The following is a 5,205-nucleotide window of genomic DNA, read 5'->3' as shown; positions in this document are numbered from 1 at the left end:
GATGCTGCGCGGGGTGTAGAACTGGCCGCCGCGCTTGCCCTCGGCACTGGCGAACATGCCCAGGAAGTATTCATAGACCTGGCCCAGCACGTCGCGCGCCTCGCTGGCCGTGGCGCCGAAGCCGATGGTGGACACCAGGTCGACCAGTTCGCCCAGCTTGCCGTCGGGCAGTTGGACGCGCGCGAAGCGCTTGTCCAAGATGCCCTTGAGCTTGGGGTTCTCGGCCTCGATCAGCGACAGCGCGTTGTCGATGCGCTTGCCGATGTCGGGCTGCTTGGCGGCGGCGCGCAGCGCTTCCCAGCGCGCGGCCTCGGGGACCCAGAAAACATTGACCTCGCGGTAGTAGTCGCGGTCTTCCAGTTCCGCATTGACAACATCGGCCAGCAACTCGGGCGTGCTGCCGGCAATGAAATATTCGTCGGCCGAGTCAGCGAAACGCCGTGTCAGCTCGGCGCGCTTGGCACTGAAGGTGTCGGAGATGTACTTGACGAAGATGAGGCCGAGCACCAGGTGCTTGTACTCCGCGGCGTCCATGTTGGCGCGCAGCTTGTCGGCCGTGGCCCAGAGGGTCTTCTTGAGGTCTTCGAGCATGGGCGTAGGGTATCGCGTGGTGATCGCGAGCCGTCGTCGCTGCGGCTGCAGACAGCGCGGCTGCGGCGTCGCGCCCGCGCACGGGGTACGGGCCAGCGAGAATCGACGCTCCCGCCACATTCACCGTGCACCCGCCATGCCCACGCGTACCGTTCGCCAACCCGTGTCGAAGACCCGCCGGGCGCACGCAGCCCCGGCCGCTGAGCCGCGCCTGTCGCGCACGCGCCGCCCGCCGGAGCTGGCTGTCGTCGACTGGCAGGCCGCGTTGCGGCGCCAGTTCGGCCGCGAGCAGCACTTCGAGCTGGAAAACCTCGGCACCGACCCGGTGTTCTCGGAATTCCGGGTCCACAACCCGGCCAGCGGCGGCCGCTACCGCGTGGCGATCCGCGGCAGTGCGCTGGGCCAGAATTTCTGCACCTGCCTGGACTTCGCGACCAACGACCTGGGCACCTGCAAGCACATCGAGTTCACGCTGGCCAAGCTCGAGTCCAGGCGCGGCGGCAAGGCGGCGCTGGCCCGTGGCATCGAGCCGGAGTACAGCGAAATCTGGTTCGACTATGCGGGCCTGCGCCAGGTGCGTTTGCGTGCCGGCACGGCCTGCCCGCCAGCGCTGCTGGCACGCGCCGGGCAATGCTTCGACGCGGCAGCCGGCTGGGCATTGCCCCGGGATCGCATCGATGGCCTCGATGCCTTGATGCGCATGGCGCAGGACAGCGGCCACGAGTTGCGCTGCCACGACGATGTCTGGCAGTTCATCGCCCAGATCCGCGATGGCGAGCGCCGTCACGCGGCGCTGGCCGAGGCCTACCCGAAAGGCGTGAAGGACAAGGCACTGGCCAAGCTGCTGAAGGTCAGGCTCTACCCCTACCAGGCCGAGGGCGCGCTGTTCGCCGCGCGTGCCGGCCGGGCGCTGATCGGCGACGAGATGGGCCTGGGCAAGACGATCCAGGCGGTGGCGGCGGCCGAACTCTTCGCGCGCCACTTCGGCGTGCGGCGTGTCCTGGTGGTGTGCCCCACATCGCTCAAGCATCAATGGAAGAACGAATTTGCGCGCTTCTCTGAGCGTGACGCGCAAGTGATCCACGGCCTGCGCGCACAGCGGCAAGGGCAATACCGCGATGACGTCTTCTGCAAGATCACCCACTACGAAACGCTGGCGCGCGACGCTGACCTGATCGCCGCCTGGGCGCCCGATCTGGTCATCGCCGACGAGGCCCAGCGCATCAAGAACTGGAACACCATCGCCGCACGCGCACTCAAACGCATCACGAGCCCCTATGCCCTGGTGCTGACCGGCACACCGCTGGAGAACCGGCTGGAGGAGCTGATCTCGATCGTGCAGTTCGTCGACCAGCACCGGCTCGGGCCGACCTGGAAGCTGCTGGATGAGCACCAATTGCGCGACGAGGCCGGCCGCGTGATCGGCTACCGCGCGCTCGACCGCATCGGCCAGACCCTGGCACCGGTGATGCTGCGCCGGCGCAAAGCCGAAGTGCTGACGCAGTTGCCCGAGCGGGTGGACCAGCGCATCTTCGTGCCGCTGACGCCGCAGCAGCGCGCGCACCACGACGAGAACGGCGGCATCGTCACGCGCATCGTGTTGCGCTGGCGCAAGACCGGCTACCTCTCTGACACCGACCAGCGCCGTCTGCAATGCGCGTTGCAAAACATGCGCATGGCCTGCAACAGCACCTTCCTGCTCGACCACGAGACCGACCACGGCCACAAGGTGGACGAGCTGATGACCGTGCTCGACGAGCTGCTCGAAGACCCGGGCGCCAAGGCCGTCGTCTTCAGCCAGTGGCTCGGCACACACGAGCTGATCAGGCGCCGTTTGGGTGACGGTAGAGACCAGCGTGCCTGGGGCCATGTGCTGTTCAGCGGCAGCGTGCCCGGCGACAAGCGCGGCGCACTGGTCGAGCAATTCCACAACGATCCGAAGTGCCGGTTGTTCCTGTCCACCGACGCCGGCGGGGTGGGCCTGAACCTGCAGCATGCAGCGGCCGTGGTGGTCAACATGGATATGCCCTGGAACCCGGCGGTGCTGGAGCAGCGCATCGGCCGCGTGCACCGCATGGGCCAGTCGCGCGGCGTGCAGGTGGTCAACTTCGTCGGCCAGGGCAGCATCGAGGAGGGCATGCTCTCGGTGCTGGCGTTCAAGAAGTCGCTGTTCGCGGGCGTGCTCGATGGCGGCGAGCGCGACGTGTTCCTGCAGGGCACGCGCTTGTCGCAATTCATGAAGAGCGTGGAGCAGGTGGCCGGCGCGATGGGCGAGGCCGATGCGGACCCTGTGGCGGAGCCGCCCGTGGCACCCAGCGCGGGCGGCGCAGCGTCCGCCACCGTCGATCTGTCGCAGGCGGGCGATGCAGTCGGGGGGTCTGCGCAAGGCGCCGCCACGGCGCAACCGGGTCCATCGACGGAGCCCCTCGCCGAAGATGCAGCCCCGCGCGCCGAGCCGGCCGATCCCTGGGCCGCGATCCTCGAAGCCGGAGCCGCGCTGTTGCAGGGGCTGGCGACAGCGCGAACGGCTGGCGGCGCAAAGGGCGACGCAAACGCTGGCGCCGCCCCCATCACGATCGAACGCGATCCGATCACGGGCCAGGCCAGCGTGCGCCTGCCCCTGCCCGACACCGCTGTGCTGCAGCAACTGGCCAAGGCGTTCGAGCCCTGGTTGCGGTGATGCGACGCACTCAACCGGCCCCCAAGACGCCTTTGGCGTCGTCCCCCCAAGGGGGAACCGACCGCTTGGGGCGGCCCGGCGCGGGCTTGGCCGACCTACCTGCGCGCTATCGCACCAGACCCAAATCGTCCCAGAGAAACTGGTACGAAATTTCGCGCCGCCCTTGCTGGCCCGCCTGTTGCGCCTCGCCATCCTCGTAGCTGCGCAGCAAGCCCTTGACGCGCTCCAGCCCGGCCTCGCTGGCGATGGCCTGGCGCGGCGTCTGGCCGTTCAGGGCCGGGATCGGATCGTCGGCCCAATGCGCATAGCTGCGCTTGATGACACCGGCGATGGCGTCCGCCAGCGCCTCCGGGTCCAGGCCCGCAGGCAAGCCCGGGGCGTTGCCCGCACCATGGGCACCCGACTTCTTCGAAGCGCCCGCGCCCGACAGCAAACCCTTCGGGTCGGACACTTCGCGCAGCAGGAATTTCACCGTGTCGCCGGCCAGTGCCTCGAACCAGGGGCGCCCCTGTTCCGCCAGGCCCGCCGTCTTGTACTGCAACGACACTCGCCGACCCCCTGGCTCAGCGACGACCGTCGCCAGCGAACGCGTCTGCCCGTCGTCGCATTCGATCAGGCGATCCCAACCGGCAACGCGGTCGCCGTGGACGTCGGGCTGCGCCGCCAACACGGCGTCGAGCGCTGACCCGTCCTGCACCGCGTAGTGGTCGGTCGTGAACAGCAGGGGCTCACCCGTGTGGCTGTGCACGAAGCTCGGCAGGGGTGCCGGCCGCAGGTACTGCGCCAGCCAGCCCTTGATGATCAACAGGCCGATCATCAAGACGTTGTCTTCCTCGTGCTTGCTCGGCTGCTCCAGGAACACACGCAACTGGTCTTGCATGGCGCGCCCGCTCAGCATCGAGAACGGGTAGACCGCGCCCGAGAGCTGGTGCCCGCCGGCCACCGCCATCACACGCGCGCCGATCTGCATGCCCGGCCGCATCGACCGGCTGCCCTCGCGCTCTGTGACGGCGATCGGCGCCTGCAAGGGGTCGAGCGCGTCGCACAGCGTGATGCCGGCGCCGGGCACGACGTCGGTGACGTCGTACAGCCGCAGTGGCCGCTGTGCGAGTTGCTCCAACCAGGCACGCTGGCCCACCGACAGCAGGGGCCCGCTGGCCCCAAGCAACAGCTCGGCCACGCGCTGTTGCTCACCCTTGACCTTGATGTCCCCCTCGGCCAGCAACCACTCGGTCAGGTTGAGCTGGACTTGCTGCCACAGCGCGTCGTCGATGCCGCGCATGGCCTCGACCGCCGCGGCTTCATCGTCGTCGTCGAAGCAGCAGAAGGCCGCGGCGTCGATCCCCTCTTCCAGCGCGGTGACAAAGGCCTTCCGATGGTGCAGCGCCAGCCAGGCAACCGCGCGCTCGACCGCGCCGTCGTGCGACTCAGCCGATGGCATCGTCGGCGCCTCGGGCTTGCCGCAGCACTGCTTGTATTTCTTGCCGCTGCCGCAGGGGCAGGGGTCGTTGCGGCCGATCTTGTGGTTCATGAGACGAGCGTGTGGGTGGTCATTGTCAGAAGCCCTCCTCGACCAGCTCCGCGGCGCGCAGCAGGGCCCGTGCCTTGGCCTCGGTTTCCTGCCATTCCAACTCCGGCACCGAGTCGGCAACGATGCCGGCCGCGGCCTGCACGTACAGGGTCTCGTCCTTGATGATGCCGGTGCGGATGGCGATGGCCAGGTCCATGTCGCCGGCAAAGCTCAGGTAGCCGCAGGCGCCGCCGTAGATGCCGCGCTGCACCGGCTCGAGCTCGTCGATGATCTCCATCGCCCGCACCTTGGGCGCGCCGCTGAGCGTGCCGGCCGGGAAGGTGGCGCGCAGCACGTCGAGCTGGTCGACCTCGGGCCGCAACACGCCCTCGACGTTGCTCACCAGGTGCATCACATGCGAGTA

At 68.6% G+C, this 5,205-nt stretch carries 4 protein-coding genes; 1 reads left to right on the top strand and 3 read right to left on the bottom strand.

The window, feature by feature from the left end; genetic code table 11:
• Positions 1-591 (bottom strand): type I restriction-modification system subunit M N-terminal domain-containing protein (locus RMO12_RS13960; RefSeq protein WP_309639749.1); only part of this gene is annotated, 591 nt, incomplete at its 3' end.
• Positions 592-754: 163 nt separating this feature from the next.
• On the opposite strand from RMO12_RS13960, the gene RMO12_RS13955 reads away from it, so the two are divergent.
• Positions 755-3,271, top strand: a complete 2,517-nt coding sequence (locus RMO12_RS13955; RefSeq protein WP_309639748.1) for a DEAD/DEAH box helicase — start codon at positions 755-757, stop codon at positions 3,269-3,271.
• Positions 3,272-3,377: 106 nt separating this feature from the next.
• Here the strand turns inward: RMO12_RS13955 and RMO12_RS13950 are convergent, their stop codons facing one another.
• Positions 3,378-4,802, bottom strand: coding sequence for an SEC-C metal-binding domain-containing protein (locus RMO12_RS13950; protein WP_309639747.1), 1,425 nt, complete (start codon positions 4,800-4,802; stop codon positions 3,378-3,380).
• Between the two features lie 25 nt (positions 4,803-4,827).
• A partial coding sequence (locus RMO12_RS13945) for a chorismate-binding protein (protein WP_309639746.1) occupies positions 4,828-5,205 on the bottom strand: 378 nt, incomplete at its 5' end.

The sequence above is a fragment of the Methylibium sp. genome, from assembly GCF_031393925.1.
GTDB lineage: Bacteria > Pseudomonadota > Gammaproteobacteria > Burkholderiales > Burkholderiaceae_C > Methylibium.
Note: the sequence above shows the minus strand (reverse complement) of the source record. Positions and strands in the feature narration are given on the sequence as shown.